This window comes from Flavobacterium artemisiae (genome assembly GCF_042678225.1).
Taxonomy (GTDB): Bacteria; Bacteroidota; Bacteroidia; order Flavobacteriales; family Flavobacteriaceae; genus Flavobacterium; species Flavobacterium artemisiae.
This window is the reverse complement of the sequence record NZ_JBHUDZ010000002.1, coordinates 132,988-150,927: the sequence shown is the minus strand read 5'-3', so window position 1 is coordinate 150,927 and position 17,940 is coordinate 132,988. Positions and strand designations below refer to the sequence as shown.

Here is a 17,940-nt window from a genome sequence, read left to right as displayed (position 1 = left end):
ATTACTTTTCCAACAATTCTTTATATAATATCATTTGCTTTTCTATCATTTTCCCAACATCAAATTGTTGAGCATGTTTAAAACCTTTCTCTGCTATTTCATTATAATAAACATCATCACATAATAATTCTTCAATTTTTGAAGCCAACTCCCTATCGTTACCTTTTTGAAATAATAAACCAGCATCAGCAACTAACTGAAAAACCCCTGGAACATTTGAAGCGACAACGGGTTTGTTAGAAGCCATACCTTCAATAACAGATAAGGGCATTCCTTCCCAATGTGAACTTATAACAACTATATCAGAAGATTTTAATAAAACAGGCACATCTAAACGAATTCCTAAAAAGAAAACCCTCTCATTCAATCCCAAACTATTTACCAATTTCTCAAGATCATTTCTAAACTCTCCATCGCCAACTAAAAGTAATTTTATGTCCTGTGGTAAATGTTGCAAACATTTTATTGCAGTCACCTGATCTTTTTGATAACGAAATCCCGCAACTTGTATTAATAGTTTATCACTATCTAAGATATTTTTATTTATTTCACTTTTATTTATTGAAACTGTTTTTGTGAATAGTTCAATATCTATACCGTTTTCAATAACAATTAATTTGGATTCATCAATAGTTAAATGTTTAACCAAAACATCTTTTATTTCATCACTAATACAAATAACCTTCGCATAAAACTTATAAATAAATTTATCTATAACTCTAAAAAAAGAATTAACAATTCGTTTATTTGAAGTACTATGCTCTGTAAAAACAAGTTTTGTTTTGGAAAATGAAAAAATCTTTGCTAAAACAACCCAGTACTGAGCAGGAAAAAGATGTACATGAATTAAATCATATTTCCTTAAATAAGGAATTAATTTAAAAATATTTAATGGATTATAAATATTTCTAGAATTAAGACTATGAACAGATAAAAAAGACGAAGCTTTTAACTTCTTTAAATAAGGATATTCATTTCCATCTAAAGTTAACAAATCAACATGACGTTTTTTTTTGTTAAACAGTGGAATAGTGTCTATTAGTAATTTCTCGGCTCCGCCAGTACCCAAATTATTTATAATGTGAAGAACTTTCATTTATTTTAATGAGAATAATTTAAAAATTAAATATAATGTACTCCCTCGTAAAGTAAATTTACTTTTCATAACAATTCTGGCTTTCCTGAACATCGATAATTCATTACTCACGAGTAAAAAATATTCTTCGATAATTTTTTTCTTTCTTTCTGGAATTGTTGATTCGTAATGTTTAGAAAAAGCTTTTAGATAATGAAGCATTTTAACATCATATATGAAAGATTTTTTTTTCAAAACCCATCTTAATCTGCTTAATATTGTCAAATTTTGTACTGTCGTAGCTTTTTCATGCCTTCTATACAACATTAAAGGCCTATCAATATAAAAAACATTCCCCAGTAATAAACCAACTAAAGATATATGATAGTCATGAACAGGACAATTATCAAAAAAAGGGAATATTTTCTTCTTTAAATCGATATTAAAAATCATTGCAGCACCCTGATATCCCGCATTGTAAAATAAAAAATTAGTTAGCTCCGGCTTAAATGAGGTTCTATAATTAAAACCGAACTTTTTAGTTAACCCTTCATTCATTAATATTGAATTTGAAAACACTAACGTTGGGCTATTTTCCTTTTCAACTTTTCTTATAAATTTTAATGAAACTTCAACTTTATCATTTATCCAGATATCATCTTGATCGGCAAACATAATATAAGGAGAATCTGAAATAGAAATCAATTCCATGAAATTTTTAAAAACTCCCAAATTTCCTTTATCATCATTACATATTATAATTCTAGGATCTAAGTCAGCATAATTGTTTATAATTTCAGTTGTTCTGTCAGAAGAATTATCATCTCTAATTATTAAACGCCAATTTTTGTAAGTTTGATATAAAATTGAATTTATTTGATCTTTCAAATATTTTTCTCCATTATATGTTGCCATTAAGATGTCAACGACAGGCAATTCAAATTCGTTCATGTTTTTTTTGTGTTAAATATACTATTACTACAAATGGGGTGATAAATACAAAAGTCATGAATACAGAATTCAATTGACCTATAACGTAAGGGAGATCTGTTTCTAAACTTACAATTTGAAAATATAAAACACAAAAAAACATGCCTAATATACCTGTATTTCTCATTTTTTTAAATCCATAAGTTCTAAAAAGACCTAAAATAAAGCCTAAAATAAAAGAAAATAAAATTGAGCCTAAATAACCAAAATATACATAGCCAAAAATATTATGTCGAGCATTAGAGCCAAAAACAACATCCCAATAGGGATAATTCATATTAAACAATTGCAAGCCAATAGACTTCGGAATACTTTCCCAGCCTACAATTCGGTAGGACGCTAAAAAATCGCCGAAAATTGCCATAAATGGGTTAGCAGGAAGTATGTTTTCAATCGTTTCGTCAGGATAAGCCGACCAATATACATCACCAGAACCAACAATTCTAACTAAAAAATCACTTGAAGCAGATACTAAATCACCACTTTTTATAGACATTATTAAGACTACTACTATACCTATTATCACTACTAATTTCAAGTTTTTTTTCGCCTCTCCTTTTTTTCTTTCACCTTCTACTGCCTTATAAACAAATAATACAAAAAGAAAAGTTATAAAAGAAGCTCGACTACCTGAAAGCACAAAAAACAAGGTAGAGAGTATGCCATATGCAATAACACAATTCTTAATCCATCTTTTTTTTGTTTGCTTATATGTAGCTATTGCAGTAAACAATCCACCTATTACAAGAATACTTAAAAACCGACTTATAATCCCTATACCATTACCTCCAGAAAAAGTTTCTAATCTAGATTCCTGAAATAATGGGATACCGACAAGTAGATAAGCTATGATTTGTAACAAAACATTGAAAGTCGAAAAAACAAGAAAACAAGACTCTGTTAATAACAATTCGTTCTTTATTCGTATTCTTGGAAAATTTGCATCTACTAATTTCGTCTTTTTAAACAGGAAAAAACCAAACCAAAAAGCAAACTGAGTAAAAAGATAACTTGAAAAATAAAACTGACTTATCAAATTATCAAAAAACAAAAACAAAACAACTGAAAATCCAAACATTGAAGATAACAATTGTAAAGCTAATGGATCAAATATTGAAGCTATAATCCTCCTGTACAAAGTAATAAAAACAAGAATACTTATCAATAATGCAATTATGTACGTTCCATAAGATTCTAATAAATGTATTATAAAAGCTTCATTTGTCATATATAATTTTCTTTACTGTTGCTTTTAACAGATCATATATTTTTATATAAGCCGCATAAGTTTTAGATAAATGTAGTGAAACAATTTTGTATTTATCATCCATAAAAACTTTATCGATACTTTGATTTACACTTCCATATTGATTAAATACAGAAATTAAAAAAGGCATGTATTCAAAATTTAATCTAGAATCACCATAGCAAATTATGTTATAATTATAATCTGCAAGTAATTTATACTTTAAATCATATTCTCTTTTTTTATAAATCATTTTTGGATAAAAGATAGCTTGATGACAAATGTTTTTTTTACTTAATTTAAAACCATTAAATTTCCCATCATAGATTAGCAACTCTTTATTAAAAAAAGAATTACCATAATACACTGAACTTTTATCTTTCATCAAAGGCTCTATCTCATGAATAGTATTCAATAGTAAATCATCACATCCTAAAAACATCAACCATTCACCATTAGCTTTTAGTAGGCCTTTATTCATTGCATCGTATATGCCTTTATCTGGTTCTGAATGCCAAAAACTAATCTTATCTTCGTATTTTTTTATAAGATCTAAAGTACCATCAGTAGAACCTCCATCTATAATTATAAATTCGATGTTTTTGTAATTCTGATTAATCACACTCAATATAGTCGATTCTAAGGTACTTGCCCCATTAAAAACAACTGTTACTATGCTTATTTTTGGATTATCATCCATATCCTTCTATCTATTTTTAAACTTTACTGTAGAGTTTTCGATTTGGATAATATTGACTCATATAATTGTAAATATTTATTTGCGATAAATGAGCTTTCAAATTCATTTACAATTTTTTCTCTTCCAGCAAGTGATAATTTTTCATAATCTGATGTTTCTAAAACCCACTCAATACCAGAAGCTAAATCTCTTGTATCCAAAGTTTTAGCCAGATATCCTGTTTTTTTATGTTCAATGATATCCAATAAACCTGTGTGTGCAAAACTAACTACCGGTGTTCCACATGCCATTGATTCAGTAGCAGACTGTGGCAATGTCTCTTGCAAACTTGGCACGACCATGACATCAACAGCACTATACAAACTTACCAAACTTACATCATCTGTTAATTGACCTAAATAATGTGTTTTCATGCTAAAAGGCGGCTTATCTTTAGGTTCGCTACTACCAAATATTACAAATTCAACATCATTATCATTCAAAAGTAATAATGCTTCGACTAATTCTTTGTAACCTTTGTTTATATCACTAGTTGCGCTCATAGCACCAAATAAGACCAATTTCTTATCTAAAGGTAAATTCCATAATTCTCTTGCCGTTTTTTTTGCTAATGGCTTAAAAACGTTTGTATCAATTGGATTTGCAAGATTTACAACCTGATGTTTTTTTAGTAAACTGCTTTCTTTTGCGCAATTTTCTAACCATCTACTGAGGCCAATTATCGTTAAGTTTGGTATTTTTTCAAAAGTCTTTTTCTTTCTATTGAATACTCTTCTACTTAGATCATTTTCAACATGACTACCTAATAGAGGGCAGGAACCACAATTTGTTTTATATTTATCGCATTCCCACATAATATGGCAACCACCAGTGAATGCCCAATTGTCATGTAAGGTCCATACAATAGGAGCCTTTATCCGTCGCAAATCTTCAATCTTAATCATCCCTGCATTAATCCAATGTAAATGAACTATATCTGGTTTTGCGGCATTAATTTTTTTTACAACATTGCTAAAACCAAACCAGGAAGGGCTAAAAAGTGTTTTTGTACGTCCTTTATACATTCTAACTGGTAAACCATCTATAAGAGATCTTATTTTAGATATTTTTTTTTGAAAAAAAGATTCCGAATAATCTCTTACAGTGAAATCATCACTTAGTTTTAGTTGAACTAACATTTCAACATCTACATTTTTTTTAAGAAGTGATTTATGAAGTCTGTAAGATGCTCTAGCGGCGCCCCCTAGTGTATCAGAAGCATTTACTAATAATATTTTCATACACCGTCTTAATAATAAAAAGTAACTATATAAATAATTTTATAACTACTTAAATTCATTTTTTGTAAACCAAATTATGGAAAAAATTAATTTTTAAGAGAAGTTTGATCTGTTTCTTAAAAGTCATAATAAGTTTTACAAGAATTTTAGAAAAAAAAATCTTAATTTTATTTTTTCTATAAAAATCCAAATTAATACTTTTAATTCTACCCAAATCATTATTCGAAATACCTAGATCTACAAAAAATCTTACAGTTGAAAATCTTTTGTTTATACGTGATTCAAATTTTGCAAGTAACTTCTTTGACTTTTCACCTATAACATTAAAAAATAATTTATGTTCAAGATCAGAGTGTCTAAATGTGACTTCCATTAGGTCGTAATTTTTTTCCATATATCTCAAACATACAACAGATTCTTTTGGAACTATAATTTTAGGAATTACGTTTTGCTCATACTTTCTAAAGAACGATAACCAAAAACAACCATAAGCATGAGATGTGCCAAAAAGGTATTTAAAATCATCGTGCTTAATATACTCTCTTTTAACAAGTAAATTACCATATGTGCAATATTCTTTCAATTCAAGTAATGCCGTATCAAAATCTGAATATTTTTTATCATAAAATCCAATTAGCTGTACTTCATCAGCACTATTATCAGTTACACGCAGTGCGTTGAATACTGACAAATCAAACTCTTCTTCTTTTATTAAATTAAATATTTCTTTTAATCCTCCTTCTTTTAAATAGTCATCATCCCCAATTAAAAACAGATATTCGCCAACAGCTGGAGAAATAGCCTCAAACATACTTTGATCAATTTCAACTCTAGAAGTGCCCTTTTTATATTTTATATTAAATTCCTTTGACAATTCTTCAATCTCATTCTCTACATCAAGGTAACTTGAATTAGAAAAATTATTATAAATACATATTTCAAATTGAGAGCTATAGCTTTGATCCGAACATATTGACTTGAGTGTTTTAACAAGAAAATCCGCTCTATTTAGAGTAGGTATACAAAAGGAAATTGTCATCTTATTTTACTGTTTTGAAATATTGAATGGTATACAGTTCTTAAAATCTGTGATTTTAACTTCTAATTTGTCAAAAATTTGTTTTGGCCAAAACCAATAATTAAAACTAAGCTGGATTAAAAATTGAGGAAGAATAACCGATAAATAAATAGGCATTAATTTACATAATATTAATGTGCTTAAAATTATTATTGTCGCCGAAATAGCATACGGCCACATATAATTTAATTTATTCTCGGAAAACAAAATAAAAGTAGACATATTCTGAATCTGATCCAGTAAAAGTATTAGTATTACAAATGAAAATGGAATTGCTGGAATTAAAGTCATTTTACTACCAATAAAATGCAAAATATAATCCCCTAAAAAGACTAAAACAAATCCTCCCAGAAAAAGAGAAAAAAATGACATTATTATACTTGATAGAAAAATTTTTTTTAACCCGCTATTGTCATGATGAAAAACCATCGAATTAACTTGTGGTAAATGTGTATAAAAATACATAAAGGAAACTTCAGATAATATAAAAGCTAAATTCATCGAAAAAGCGAAAATACCTGCTTCTTTTAAGGGTAAAAATAATGAGATAATTATTATACCAGATCTGTATATAGCAATTGACGAAATAGATGCAATACTTACTTTATAGGTGACAGACCATATTTCCTTAAAATAAGAAACATCAAATGCAAAAATTTTATTAGGTATCATAGGCCTAATTTCCTTACTATATAACCTATACAGGAAAAATCTATTAAAAAGCACTGAAATAAAACCTGAAAAAGTTATTGCTATCAAACCATACCCCATAAATATTCCAACAATAGCAAATACCATAGAAAGCATTATTCCATAAACACTTATTTTCTGAGTTTCTTTAATTAGGCCCTTGCTTTCTAATATTATAGTTAAATAATTATAAAAAAAATTCAAAATTGAACTTCCAATTAAAAAAGCCCAAGAAAAATAAAGTTGAGTTTTATTCTCAACATCCTTTCCTATATAATAAATATAATAAGTGCCAATAGTCACCAACAATAATAAAAGCAATAGTGATATGTAACCATAAAATTTCTTCATTATTATTATTAGTTTCTTTAAACTATACAAGTCCAAAGTATCTTCATTTCGATCATCAGACGATCCCTCATCCAACAACTTTACTTTTTTACCTGATAATATCTGAGTTAAATTTCTTGAAAAAACATTACTAAATCCTAAATCAAATACACTTATTAAAGCTGTAATTGTTGAAAATAAAGCCCATATTGAAATTTGATCAGTTGGTAAGAATCGAAGAATCAAAGGAAGTAAAATTAAACCTTGACCTATTCTTAAAAACTTCGATAAATAGGTCCATATAATATCGAATTTATCAATTTGTATAATCATTTAAATGAAATTAATCAATTTATATAACAGAAAGCTAAAATTCATTAAAAGGAATTGTATCTTCTGGCACAAATAATTGATCTGAATATGCAAGCAAAATAAAATCTTGCTCTGAATTATTTATAAAAATATGAGCAACATTATTAGGAACATAAACAGTTTTTGGTGTAATTGATGACAAATTTATAGTCAATCTCTCATTAGTTAAAGTATCTACTAACTTTAACTCAGCTTCTCCAGTTACAAGTGTAAACCATTCATTTGCTTTCTCATGATAGTGCCCTCCTTTTGCTTCGCCAGGGGTCGCATTCGTAAGATAAACTTCTCCCGTGTAACTTGGTATATTATCCTCGTAACCATTTATTACTTTTAAAAACCAACCTCTAGAATCTTCAATTTTTTTCCTTTCAATAATTTTTATCTTAGATAATAACGTCATTTTTTTAATTTTTATATGATGCAACCGTCAATTTTATTCCTTCAGTAAGATTAAATTTAGGATACCATCCTAAACTTTTTAATTTTGAAATATCAGCATCGGAACATAATAATTCATTTTCTCGCATAGGAATTTTTCCAAATAATAAGTTAGAATCACTCCCCGATTCTTTTTTTATTGTCTCAACAATTGTTCTTATAGTAACGACTTCACCCGAACCTAATGGCAGGACGTTATATCCTTTAAATTTATCTAAATTATCTAACAAACACATGTATGCATTTATAACATCCTCAATAAATATAAAATCTCTTAATTGAGTACCCGCAGTAAGTTCAATGTTTGCAATATTATTTTTCATTTTACCAATCATCGAAGTTATGAATTTCGAATCTTCATCATCTGGTCCATAAAAATGTTCAAGCAAAATATTTAGTGTCACAATTTTTGAAGAGAAAAAATCGAGGCATTCTGCAAATTGATTTTTAAATAATGAGTATTGATTTGTAAGATATGGCAATGAGGTTCCTGTATTGATAAAATATTTAACATTATTATCAATTGCATATTTTAATAAGATTAAGGGAAAGTCTAAATTAGCATCTTTAATTTCAAATAAAGTTTCTCCTTTTCTACCATATAAAGTAGAAAAATGGATAATTGTTTCTACACTATTTTCAAAAAAAAGATTACAAATGCTAATGTCATCATTATTATAGAATTTAATGTTTTTGGACAAATCTCTTAATTTTGATATATCTGAAGTTGGTCTTTTAATAATACAAATATTAAAATTATCTTTTAGCAGATGTTTCAAAAACTTAAACCCAAGATATCCCGTTGCACCTGTTATAATAATGCTTTTACTCATTGAAAAAAAATTTTATTTGTTGTAATGTAAAATCCTCTATTTCTTCTTTACTAGAATTGAACTTACTATACCAATCCATCGTCATACTAACAGCTTGTTGTGCATTCATTTTTGGTTTCCATTGTAATTCAGCTGTAGTTTTACTTATGTCAAGTTTTAACAAACCTGCTTCATGTGGTTCACCCTCAATTTTCTGAACAACATAACTTCCTTCTTCCCAACTTTTCATAGCTAATTCCAACATTTCCTTAACCGATAAAGCATCAGACAATTGAGGCCCAAAATTATATTCTTGGCTAAACTTTTTAGGATTATCTGCTAACTTAGTTCCTAATAATAAATACCCGTAAAGTGGTTCTAATACATGCTGCCAAGGTCTAACAGAATCAGGATTACGTATAACAACAGGTTTTTTTAGTGTAAAAGCTTTTGCTATATCAGGAATCAACCTATTATCTGACCAATCACCTCCACCTATTACATTACCAGCTCTTGCTACACCGATACTTTTTTGATGAACGTGATAATCTTTGACATTAAAAAATGAATTTCTATAACAGTCTATTACTAATTCTGCACAAGCTTTACTTGCACTGTAAGGATCATAACCACCTAAACGATCACTTTCACGATAAGGATACTCCCACTCATTATTATGATAAACTTTATCAGTAGTTATCATAACGGTAGTACAAGGCTTATTTAATAAATGAATTGCATCTAATAAATTTGCAGTCCCTATGGCATTTATTTCAAAAGTCTCTGAAGGGATTTCATAAGACAACCGAACCAAAGGCTGTGCCGCTAAATGGAAAACAAAATCAGGCTCAAAGTTCAAAATTGATTCAGTTAGTTTTTTTCTATCTCGTAAATCACCAATAATAGAATTACAAATTGAATCTCCATTTATTAAATAATACAAGTCTTCATTACTTTTAGGTTCTAAAGAAAATCCTTTCACATCTGCCCCTAAAAATATCAAAATTTTGAGTAGCCAAGATCCTTTAAAACCTGTATGACCAGTCAAAAAAACTTTTTTGCCTTTATAGGTATTTTTTAATTTCTCCAACATAATTACCATACTTTCCAAGCCGCCTTGCCTGTAATCCAACTTTCCTCTAATTCAGTTCTATCTCTTAGCGTATCCATGGGTTTCCAAAAACCTGAATGCTTATATGCAACCATTTGACCATCTGAAGCAAGTTTTTCCATTGGCTCTTTCTCAAAAGTAGTGGAATCTCCTTCTATATAATCAAAAACTTCAGGCTGACAGACAAAATATCCACCATTAATCCAAGAGCCATCCCCTTTTGGTTTTTCCAAAAAAGAATGTACTTCATTATTCTCCTTAATATCTAATGCACCAAATCTTCCAGATGGTTGTACAGAAGTCACCGTACATAATTTCCCGTTGCCATTATGGAAATCTACCAAACTTCTGATATCAACATCAGAGACACCATCACCATAAGTCAACAAAAAGGGTTCATTACCTATATGCGGTTTAATACGTTTAATGCGACCTCCTGTCATAGAATCTACTCCCGTATCTACTAACGTTATAGTCCATGGTTCTGCCTGTGAATCATGCACTTTTAATGAATTGTCTTTTAAAGAAATAGTAACATCGGATCTGTGTAAAAAATAATTTGCAAAATATTCTTTTATTACATACCCCTTGTAACCACAACAAATAACAAAATCATTGAATCCGTGAAACGAATAAGTTTTCATTATATGCCATAAAATTGGCATTCCACCAATTTCAATCATTGGCTTTGGCTTTAATACTGTTTCTTCAGAAATCCTTGTTCCAAAACCTCCTGCTAGTAAAACTACTTTCATCTTATTTTTATAAAAATTTAAAATTTTAACAATACCCTTAATATCTCACTTTTATAATGCTTGAATTTAATCTTTAAGAAATTTAATATATATCATTTTAGAAATCAAGATAAATAAAACTAAAAAAGTGGCTAGGACTGCACCTAAAACTATTCCTTTCATTTTACCAAAAGACTCTTTAGGTAATGGCAAAATTGGCTTATCAATAACTTGAATTAGAGGAGTTTCTTTACGTAACGTTACTTTTGCCAATTCTGCCTGCTTCACCAATTCTGTTAAAATAGCAGTATTTGCTTGCACATCAACTTGTCTTCTAGCCGAAGGAGCACGGCGTACATTCAGTGCTGGATTCAAATTAAAAGTGTTATCGTTAGCAATTGCAACTCCCGTAATAGCGCTGTTAAGTTCTGATCTTATAGAATCTACTTGGTGTTCAAGAATTTCCATATTCATTCGCGCCTTTTTGCTTTTAGTATTTACATAGAACGTACCAACCTGATTGGCAAGTGCTTGACAAAAATAAAGTGAAAACAATTCATTATTTGAAGACACATCAATTGAAATTATGGAAATTTTTTTATCTTTCTGAGCTACAGATAAGGCATTTTTTGATAAATTTTTATATATCACCCCCATAATACTATCATGTACCCTTGTAAAGTATTTATGATTTATATCTGGTAAAAATTTTATATTCTTTATTTTAGAATTATTATTCCATTTCTCTCTCCATTTATTGTTTTGAATGTACATTTCAGCTAGAGAAATTACTTCTCCATTTACATTAACGGGTGTCATTAAAGTTTGCTCTACCATCGAGCGAGATTTAAACAATTCTGTTAGATTCGAACCTGAAAAAATACTTCCACCGCCACCACCTACATCAATACCGAAAGAACTAGCTAATCCTAATGCTCCTCCTAAACCACCACTAGATTTCTCATCTTCTACAGCAAATGTTAAAGTTGCCGTATAAATTGGTTTTTTTTTGAGCGAATATACTAATCCCAAACTTGCTCCAATTATTCCTGCTAAAACAATAATTTTCCATTGAGTTAACAAATAGGAGTACCACTCTTTAATCTTTTTTAATAGATCTTTTAACGAAATTTCTTCGTTTTCAATAGTTCTTTTTTCCACCGAAATTTATTTAAAAGCTGTTACAATTAATAAGGCTAAACTCGAAATTACACTTCCGATACCAACCCATTCTCCTGCAGTCATTTTCTTTCTTTCAGGTTTTTCTGGAACAACAATTTGCGAATCTGGCTCAACTTTAGGGTAAGACCTAAAAAACAAAAATGAAGTTGTTACATCTGCTTTTCCATTTGGATAAATGATATATGCTTTTCTTTTCCATCCTTTATTATCAACACCTCCAACTGCATTTAAGTAATACTTAAATCCTTTACCGCTTCTGTAAGGTATTTCAGAAGTCAACAATACATTACCTGTAACTTTTACACCTTCATTATATACTGAAACTTCAATTTCATCACCTGGAAATAGTGTAACATTAGAAAAATGACTTTTGTCTTTAACGATTTTTTCCCAATTTACTGGAATCGTAGCAAATTTCAAATCCTCCTTAAGTTTCTTAGCAAGCTTTCCTTTTATGGTATCACTTTTATCTAAATTTAAATCTATTCGTTCTAATGTCTCAATTTGTTCTTCTTTTATTGGCCTTTTAATTTTCATTCCATCTAGATTGGCAATAGAAGTTAATCCTCCCGCTCTCATTACAACATTATAAACCGTTTCTTTCTTATTCGCTAAAACATATTTTCCCGGATAGCTTACCGCACCACTTATCGTGACCATTTGAGGTTTTTCGTAAACAGCCATTCTTCTAATATTAATAACATCGAATGGTTTTAATACAAAATTTTTAACCTGCTCATTATTATCAGCGGTAATTTCAAGTTCTACTAATTCGACTCTTTTTGGATCTGCATCATCGATTTCATCTGATTTTACCATTCTGGCAATTTCAACTCTCTTAGATGCTGAACCTGTCAAACCTCCAACCTGTACAACTAAATCGTTTAAAGTTAAATTTTCATAGTAATCGTATTCTCCTGGATTTTTAATTTCCCCATCAATTGTAACTTTATACTCTTCTCTAAAATCCAAAATAGAATAAACAGTTACTATATCTTCTCTCTTTAATTCAATATCAGCACTAAGATCTCCTGATAATGCTGCTTCAAGATTAACGTTGACAATTTCTGTAGTTAAATCTGTTTTTAAACGAATAATTCTTGCTCGCTTACTATAAGCATCTTCTTTCAAACCTTCTGCTCTAGTTATAAGATCTGAAATTCTCATCCCTTCTGTGAATGAATAATAGTCTGGTCTAAAAACTGCTCCTTCAATTTTAATACGATTCTCAAAACGATTCAAAATCCTAGTTACTCTGAAAACATCTCCAGATTGAGGTTGATAGGTTTTAAACTCACCTTCGTTAATGTCGTGAACCTTAAATTCTTTGCCAGTTTTTTGAACTACGTTAACAGAAGCGGTATAAGCAAATTCATTAAATCCTGAGGCAAAACCTAATAAATCTGCAAATGTTTCTCCTTTTTTCATTTCGAAAATACCAGGACGTTTTACCTCACCATCTATTGTCACTCTTTGTGTATAAGCAGGAATTCTAATAACATCGTTTTCTTTCAAACTGACATTATCTGATTGATCTCCTTTTACTAAAAATCTATAAATATCTATGTTTTTATAGACTTTATTATTTCTAATTAACTCTATATTTCTATAACTGCCGTTTTTTCCAGGTCCACCTGCTAAATGTAATGCATTATAAACTGTAGCTAAAGAAGATATTGAGTAATTGCCCGGCTGTTTTCCTCCAACTACTGTAATTTTTATTGTTCTAATTTTACCCAAGCTTACACTTACTTGCGACTGACCTGATCTAACCGTGCTATAAACTCTTGCTATTGATGCTTTTATTTTTTGCGTTGCCGCTTCTATTGTCATTCCGGAAACAGCGATCTGTCCCACATATTCAATAGAAATTTTTCCTTCCACACTAACAGGTAGCGTTCCGTTATATTCCTGTACTCCATACACTGTAACTTGAAGTTCATCTCCTGGTCCTAAAATATAATTCATAGGAGTTGCCATTTTTAAATCCGGTTCAAAATTAAGGGTTGGATTATCAAATAGCTCAGATCCGAAAATAATAGCATTTGCAGAATCTTTTACTTTGACATTTTTTATTGCGTCTTGTTTTCTGCCTGAATCAGTTTTTTTTTCTACTTTCTCAAAATTCTTCTCTACTGGGTTGGCATTTTTCTTTGTATATTCATTCAACTTAGCCCTCAACTTGTTGAAATTAGCCTGAGTCATTCCTTTTGACAATGCCATTGGCTCAACCTGATCAATTGTTGCATTATTACTTTTTAGCTGCGCACTGATTTTTGCCAAATCATCTTCCGATAAATAATCTACATTAACGGTACTTAAGTCTTTAGACTTCATTATATCTTGAGCATTAACACTTAAAGACATAGTAAGTGAAAAAAGCAAAAGAAGAACGTATGTTATTTTTTTCATAGATTTATGAATATTGTTTTTGGTAGTATTCTTTATAGGCACCAGAAGTTACGTTCTGTAACCATTCAGTATTGTTCAAATACCAATTAATTGTTTTTTCAAGTCCTTCTTCAAAAGTGACGGAAGGTTGCCATCCTAATTCTTTATTAATTTTAGATGCATCAATGGCGTATCTTAAATCATGTCCCGGTCTGTCTTTTACATAAGTTATCAACTTCTCAGAATCTCCATTCTCACGTCCAAGTTTTTGATCCATAATTTTGCAAAGTAATTTTACTAAGTCGATGTTCTTCCACTCATTAAAACCTCCAATATTATAAGTCTCATGGTTTTTTCCTTCATGAAAAACTAAATCGATCGCAATAGCATGATCTTCTACAAAAAGCCAATCGCGAGTATAATTTCCATCTCCATACACTGGAAGAGGTTTATTATTAATGATGTTGTTTATAAATAGCGGGATTAATTTTTCAGGAAAATGAAATGAGCCATAATTGTTAGAGCAATTTGTTAAAACATAAGGAAGTCCATAAGTTTCTCCATAAGCTCTTACAAAATGATCTGAACTTGCTTTTGAAGCAGAATAAGGCGAATTTGGATCATAAGGAGTAGTTTCTGTAAATAAACCTTCAGCTCCTAACGAACCGTAAACTTCATCCGTACTAATATGATAAAATCTTTTTCCTTCAAAATTGTCTTTCCATTGATTTTTAGCGGCGTTCAATAAATTCATTGTTCCGATAACATTTGTTTTCACAAAAGCCAGTGGGTCCTCGATTGAACGATCTACATGCGATTCTGCTGCTAAATGCAAAACTCCATCAAAATTATGGATTGAAAAAAGTTCATTAATAAATGACTCGTCTACAATATCACCTTTCACAAAGGTGTAATTAGATTTATTTTCGATATCTTTAATATTCTCGAGATTTCCTGCGTATGTTAAAGCATCTAAATTAAAAATCTGATAATCTGGATATCTATTTACAAAACGTCTTATAACATGTGAACCAATAAAGCCAGCCCCACCAGTTATTAAAATTTTTTTCATTTAAATTTTAATTAATTTAATAATTCTGAATTTATCTTTTCTAATTCACTATAGATATCTTTTACATCTTGTGAACTTTCTTTTTGTAAAATTAAATTAGCAGTATCTGTATAAACAAAAATGGTATTTTTAACCCCTAAAAAAGTGGTGTGTTTATCGCATCCTATTACCATGTTACCATTTGTATCGACCGCATGTCCTTTACCTACCAAATAATCGTAAACAGATTCAAAAGATCCTAAATCTGACCATGAAAATGAAGCAGGTACTACTTTGATCTTTTTGCTACGCTCCATCACGGCATAATCAATACTGATCGATGGAATTTCCATTGATAAATTGAAATCTAAAAAGCCATTTTTACTTGCTTCCCAAACTGCTTTTGATTTTTCATAAACATCTGGTTGATATTGCTTCAATTCTTCTAAAAGAACATTTGCCTTAAAACAAAACATACCACTATTCCATAGGAAATTACCTTTTGCTATAAATTCCTTTGCGGTAGTTTCATTTGGTTTTTCACGAAATGAAATAACTTTATCACCTTTAGCTTCGATATAACCATAACCTGTTTCAGGTTTAGTGGGTATTACTCCAAATGTTACAATGAACCCATCGTTAGCTTTTGAAACGGCTTCGCTTATAGCTTGATTATAATTTTCCATTAAATCAATAATGTGATCCGATGGTGTAATAATTAATATATCATCTGGCTCTGAAGCAAATGCTGCAAAGGCAATAGCTGCAGCAGTATTTCTTGGTGTTGCTTCTACAATGTTTATGTACGAAGTATTGGTTTTACCCATTACATTTCCGCTTAATTGATGATTGTCAATATTTCCAACAACCATTACTTTATTAGCTAAATGACTATTTCTTTCTACTGTCATTTCAAATAAAGATTTCCCTTCAAATATTTCAAGATATTGTTTGGGTCTGCTTTTGCGTGAAAGCGGCCAAAGTCGACTTCCAACTCCCCCAGTAAGAATTACGTGTGTTACGGATTTATCTAAACTCATATATTTTATAAATAAAAAAAGGTAATTTTAAAACTAAAGCCTGTTATCAGCTAAAGCTCCTAAAACTCCTTTTACATCATATATTAAACTATTTGATTTTTGCAATTCAGCAAAGTCCAATTCTAAAAATTCTTTATGTGAAACTCCTAGAACAATAGCATCAAATTTATTGTTGGGAACAAATTCTGATGTTACTAAATTATATTCTTTTTTTACATCATCCCCATTTGCAAGCGGATCAAAAATAGTAACTGTTATTCCATAATCCTTTAAGGCTTTAACAACATCAACAATTTTAGTATTTCTAACATCTGGACAATTTTCTTTAAATGTTATACCAAGCATTAATAACTCAGCCCCATTAACAGAAATACCTTTTTTAATCATCAATTTAACGATTTGCGAAGCCACATATTCCCCCATACTGTCATTTAAACGTCTTCCTGCCAGAATTATTTCCGGATGATAACCAAACTCTTGTGCTCGTTGGGCCAAATAATAAGGGTCTACTCCTATACAATGTCCTCCCACAAGCCCTGGTTTAAAAGGTAAAAAATTCCATTTTGTAGCTGCAGCATCCAAGACTTCCTGTGTATCAATATTCATTAAATTGAATATTTTAGCCAATTCGTTTACAAAAGCGATATTGATATCTCTTTGAGAATTCTCAATAACTTTTGCCGCTTCAGCCACTTTTATAGTTGGTGCCAAATGAGTTCCAGCTATAATAACTGATTTATATAATGAATCTACTTTTAAACCTATTTCTGGGGTTGAACCTGAAGTTACTTTTAAAATTTTTTCGACTGTGTGTTCTTTATCTCCTGGATTTATTCTTTCTGGTGAATATCCAGCAAAAAAGTCTTCGTTAAATTTAAGTCCCGAAACTCTTTCTAAAACCGGCACACATTGTTCTTCAGTTACTCCTGGATATACAGTTGATTCATAAATAACGATATCTCCTTTTTTTAGTACTTTACCCACAGTCTCACTCGATTTATATAAAGGGGTCAAATCTGGACGATTATTTTTGTCCACTGGTGTAGGAACTGTGACAACATAATAGTTACAATCTTCAATATCTTTGATAGAGGAAGTGCAAAATAATCCTATTTCTGTAGTAGAGGAATTTAATAATACTTCTTTCAGAACCGCTCTTTCAACCTCCAAAGTCGTATCAATTCCAGACTTTAAAGAAGAAACTCTTGATTCATTGATATCAAACCCAACAACAGAATATTTTGTAGCAAATAATCGAGCTAAAGGCAATCCGACATAACCTAGTCCAATTACTGCAATTTTTATATCATTTTCCAATTTACTTCTCTTTAAATTCACTTCAATCATCTTAATTCACGGCTTCGCCCTTCCAAGTCACAAAGCAGTGACACAGATACCTAAATTAATCATTTTCGGCAAA

Annotated in this window: 16 protein-coding genes; all 16 read right to left on the bottom strand. The window is 30.1% G+C overall.

The annotated features are described in order from the left end of the window. Position 1: 1 nt before the first annotated feature. A complete protein-coding gene (locus ACFSC2_RS02550) occupies positions 2 to 1,096 on the bottom strand; it encodes a glycosyltransferase (protein WP_379816044.1) in 1,095 nt (364 codons plus the stop codon). Next, positions 1,097 to 2,026: a glycosyltransferase family 2 protein gene (locus ACFSC2_RS02545; RefSeq protein WP_379816043.1), complete on the bottom strand. Its 930-nt coding sequence runs from the start codon at positions 2,024 to 2,026 to the stop codon at positions 1,097 to 1,099. It lies immediately after the preceding gene. Continuing rightward, positions 2,013 to 3,293, bottom strand: a complete 1,281-nt coding sequence (locus ACFSC2_RS02540; protein ID WP_379816042.1) for an O-antigen polymerase — start codon at positions 3,291 to 3,293, stop codon at positions 2,013 to 2,015. Before ACFSC2_RS02540 ends, ACFSC2_RS02545 begins: the two co-directional genes overlap by 14 nt. Further along, positions 3,283 to 4,011 (bottom strand): glycosyltransferase family 2 protein, encoded by a 729-nt coding sequence (locus tag ACFSC2_RS02535; protein ID WP_379816041.1) that lies wholly within the window; start codon positions 4,009 to 4,011, stop codon positions 3,283 to 3,285. Before ACFSC2_RS02535 ends, ACFSC2_RS02540 begins: the two co-directional genes overlap by 11 nt. A 23-nt stretch (positions 4,012 to 4,034) precedes the next feature. Next, positions 4,035 to 5,291 carry a glycosyltransferase family 4 protein gene (locus ACFSC2_RS02530; RefSeq protein ID WP_379816040.1) on the bottom strand — a complete coding sequence of 419 codons (1,257 nt, stop codon included), beginning with the start codon at positions 5,289 to 5,291 and terminating at the stop codon, positions 4,035 to 4,037. A gap of 55 nt (positions 5,292 to 5,346) precedes the next feature. Then, the gene (locus ACFSC2_RS02525) at positions 5,347 to 6,330 is read right to left on the bottom strand and encodes a glycosyltransferase (RefSeq protein ID WP_379816039.1); all 984 of its coding nucleotides are present in this window, start codon (positions 6,328 to 6,330) and stop codon (positions 5,347 to 5,349) included. A gap of 6 nt (positions 6,331 to 6,336) precedes the next feature. After that, positions 6,337 to 7,722, bottom strand: coding sequence for an O-unit flippase-like protein (gene wzx / locus ACFSC2_RS02520; protein ID WP_379816038.1), 1,386 nt, complete (start codon positions 7,720 to 7,722; stop codon positions 6,337 to 6,339). A 34-nt stretch (positions 7,723 to 7,756) separates the two neighbouring features. Further along, positions 7,757 to 8,161, bottom strand: coding sequence for a polysaccharide biosynthesis C-terminal domain-containing protein (locus tag ACFSC2_RS02515; protein WP_379816037.1), 405 nt, complete (start codon positions 8,159 to 8,161; stop codon positions 7,757 to 7,759). Positions 8,162 to 8,165: 4 nt separating this feature from the next. Further along, the gene (locus ACFSC2_RS02510) at positions 8,166 to 9,032 is read right to left on the bottom strand and encodes an NAD-dependent epimerase/dehydratase family protein (protein WP_379816036.1); all 867 of its coding nucleotides are present in this window, start codon (positions 9,030 to 9,032) and stop codon (positions 8,166 to 8,168) included. After that, a complete protein-coding gene (gene rfbG, locus ACFSC2_RS02505; RefSeq protein ID WP_379816035.1) occupies positions 9,025 to 10,104 on the bottom strand; it encodes a CDP-glucose 4,6-dehydratase in 1,080 nt (359 codons plus the stop codon). The genes ACFSC2_RS02510 and rfbG overlap by 8 nt, the downstream gene beginning before the upstream one ends. A 2-nt stretch (positions 10,105 to 10,106) precedes the next feature. Beyond that, the gene (gene rfbF, locus ACFSC2_RS02500; RefSeq protein ID WP_379816034.1) at positions 10,107 to 10,877 is read right to left on the bottom strand and encodes a glucose-1-phosphate cytidylyltransferase; all 771 of its coding nucleotides are present in this window, start codon (positions 10,875 to 10,877) and stop codon (positions 10,107 to 10,109) included. 66 nt (positions 10,878 to 10,943) lie between these two features. Then, positions 10,944 to 12,017 carry a Wzz/FepE/Etk N-terminal domain-containing protein gene (locus ACFSC2_RS02495; protein WP_379816033.1) on the bottom strand — a complete coding sequence of 358 codons (1,074 nt, stop codon included), beginning with the start codon at positions 12,015 to 12,017 and terminating at the stop codon, positions 10,944 to 10,946. Between the two features lie 6 nt (positions 12,018 to 12,023). Beyond that, entirely contained in the window at positions 12,024 to 14,450 is a 2,427-nt protein-coding gene (locus ACFSC2_RS02490) for an SLBB domain-containing protein (protein ID WP_379816032.1), read from the bottom strand. Between the two features lie 4 nt (positions 14,451 to 14,454). Further along, complete coding sequence (gene rfbB / locus ACFSC2_RS02485) at positions 14,455 to 15,501, bottom strand: dTDP-glucose 4,6-dehydratase (RefSeq protein ID WP_379816031.1); 1,047 nt, start codon at positions 15,499 to 15,501, stop codon at positions 14,455 to 14,457. A gap of 11 nt (positions 15,502 to 15,512) precedes the next feature. After that, positions 15,513 to 16,520 carry a mannose-1-phosphate guanylyltransferase gene (locus ACFSC2_RS02480; RefSeq protein WP_379816030.1) on the bottom strand — a complete coding sequence of 336 codons (1,008 nt, stop codon included), beginning with the start codon at positions 16,518 to 16,520 and terminating at the stop codon, positions 15,513 to 15,515. Positions 16,521 to 16,553: 33 nt separating this feature from the next. Beyond that, complete coding sequence (locus tag ACFSC2_RS02475) at positions 16,554 to 17,867, bottom strand: nucleotide sugar dehydrogenase (protein WP_379816029.1); 1,314 nt, start codon at positions 17,865 to 17,867, stop codon at positions 16,554 to 16,556. Positions 17,868 to 17,940 lie beyond the last annotated feature (73 nt).

Excerpts from the sequence above, each read along its gene's own strand:
- ACFSC2_RS02550 (WP_379816044.1), bottom strand. The coding sequence starts at position 1,096 with ATGAAAGTTCTTCACATTATAAATAATTTGGGTACTGGCGGAGCCGAG.
- ACFSC2_RS02545 (WP_379816043.1), bottom strand. The coding sequence starts at position 2,026 with ATGAACGAATTTGAATTGCCTGTCGTTGACATCTTAATGGCAACATAT.
- ACFSC2_RS02540 (WP_379816042.1), bottom strand. The coding sequence starts at position 3,293 with ATGACAAATGAAGCTTTTATAATACATTTATTAGAATCTTATGGAACG.
- ACFSC2_RS02535 (WP_379816041.1), bottom strand. The coding sequence starts at position 4,011 with ATGGATGATAATCCAAAAATAAGCATAGTAACAGTTGTTTTTAATGGG.
- ACFSC2_RS02530 (WP_379816040.1), bottom strand. The coding sequence starts at position 5,291 with ATGAAAATATTATTAGTAAATGCTTCTGATACACTAGGGGGCGCCGCT.
- ACFSC2_RS02525 (WP_379816039.1), bottom strand. The coding sequence starts at position 6,330 with ATGACAATTTCCTTTTGTATACCTACTCTAAATAGAGCGGATTTTCTT.
- wzx (WP_379816038.1), bottom strand. The coding sequence starts at position 7,722 with ATGATTATACAAATTGATAAATTCGATATTATATGGACCTATTTATCG.
- ACFSC2_RS02515 (WP_379816037.1), bottom strand. The coding sequence starts at position 8,161 with ATGACGTTATTATCTAAGATAAAAATTATTGAAAGGAAAAAAATTGAA.
- ACFSC2_RS02510 (WP_379816036.1), bottom strand. The coding sequence starts at position 9,032 with ATGAGTAAAAGCATTATTATAACAGGTGCAACGGGATATCTTGGGTTT.
- rfbG (WP_379816035.1), bottom strand. The coding sequence starts at position 10,104 with ATGTTGGAGAAATTAAAAAATACCTATAAAGGCAAAAAAGTTTTTTTG.
- rfbF (WP_379816034.1), bottom strand. The coding sequence starts at position 10,877 with ATGAAAGTAGTTTTACTAGCAGGAGGTTTTGGAACAAGGATTTCTGAA.
- ACFSC2_RS02490 (WP_379816032.1), bottom strand. The coding sequence starts at position 14,450 with ATGAAAAAAATAACATACGTTCTTCTTTTGCTTTTTTCACTTACTATG.
- rfbB (WP_379816031.1), bottom strand. The coding sequence starts at position 15,501 with ATGAAAAAAATTTTAATAACTGGTGGGGCTGGCTTTATTGGTTCACAT.
- ACFSC2_RS02480 (WP_379816030.1), bottom strand. The coding sequence starts at position 16,520 with ATGAGTTTAGATAAATCCGTAACACACGTAATTCTTACTGGGGGAGTT.
- ACFSC2_RS02475 (WP_379816029.1), bottom strand. The coding sequence starts at position 17,867 with ATGATTGAAGTGAATTTAAAGAGAAGTAAATTGGAAAATGATATAAAA.